Genomic DNA, 1,381 nt, shown 5'->3' with positions numbered 1-1,381 from the left:
CCATGAGCAGATGACACAATTCAAGCTGGATGTTACCAAAGCATTCAGCAAGAAACGCGCCGCTGAACCTATCCGCCGTGAATATTTGCCACATTACCATGAGTCACGCGACGCGCTCAGAGACTTAGGCGCAGAGAAATATCATTACATCAACCTAGCCCGTACAGAGAACCGATTAACAGGCTTACTCACTGGTGAACGTACCAGCGCAGACGAGCAACAATTAGGTTTATTAGTCTGTATGCAGAAAATCGAACAGGCAGCGTTTCAGGATGCTATTGATTCGGGGTTATCTGCTACTCAGACATTGCGAGAGGTTAGCAAACGCATTGAGCAGTTCGCTAGTTTAATGAGTCCTACTGTGCGGATTGGTGGCTAATATGATGAATGCGACTAAAGCAATGTTTGATACCCCAAATCGGGGGAATCAAAGTTCAAATATTAATCAATTATCCCCAGAGTTGGGGAATATTGCCTACCAAGTGAATGATTCCCTACTGGCAGGTAAGGGGGTAAGTTTAATTTACTCCCTTAGTAATACTGTAGCTTTAAACTACAGTATTACTGGCAACCAATCAGCGAAAATTTACGCCAATCAACCACCAAAATTTACGGGAAATCAATCTGGGGAATATTTCTCAGGTTATAAATCCGCTGATATTTTGCGCTACTCAAATTTGAGCCACTCAAAACGTGGAGAATTTACACCATTAGCTAAAGGTGATTTTTCTCACCTTTCTAAAGTCGGGAAATCCCGTTATTTGAACTCGTTCATCTCAAAAAATGGGAAAATTGAGTTTTGCGAGTCCATAAAAGGCAAAATAATTGAGTTTTTGGAGTCCATAAAAAAGGAACGAATTGAGTTTTGCGAGTCCATAAAAGGCAAAATAATTGAGTTTTTGGAGTCCATAAAAAAGGAACGAATTGAGTTTTGTCAGTCCATAAAAAAGGGCAGCCAATCGGCTACCCTTGGAAACGTCGATATTGAATACCGAGCAAGTGAGAATATTAATATTAGCTTACTTCTCTGGTATGGCAAATATCAGTTTTTAGGCTTAACACCTAATCTTTCCAGCTCGTTACGACAGGCTGTCTTAACCCATGAACTAAATGGCTCATTACCAATAACTGAGTCTATTTGTTTGAGCAAATCATCATCAAATCGGATTGTTCTTCTTGTGCTGTTTGCACGGTCGTATGGTTTTTTGTCTTTTTCATCTTGCATTGGTTCGAACCACTATGATAGTTTATATGTATATGGTGCGAACCAGTATAAAGGTAAGTGCTATATAAAAACAATGCCCCGCAGTGGTGGAACACTAACGGGGCATCTAATCACCACCGATAACGAAGCTATCGAGGTAACTATGAGTAAGCATAA

Annotated in this window: 2 pseudogenes; both read left to right on the top strand. The window is 40.5% G+C overall.

Annotated features, from left to right (window positions below):
- A pseudogene (locus PSF67_RS21985) lies at window positions 1-379 on the top strand (hypothetical protein); the annotation flags it as partial.
- Window position 380: 1 nt separating this feature from the next.
- A pseudogene (locus PSF67_RS22145) lies at window positions 381-1,381 on the top strand (hypothetical protein); the annotation flags it as partial.

Origin of the sequence: Providencia sp. PROV076 (assembly GCF_028483405.1) — a bacterium.
Lineage (GTDB): Bacteria > Pseudomonadota > Gammaproteobacteria > Enterobacterales > Enterobacteriaceae > Providencia > Providencia huaxiensis.
Note: the sequence above shows the minus strand (reverse complement) of the source record. Positions and strands in the feature narration are given on the sequence as shown.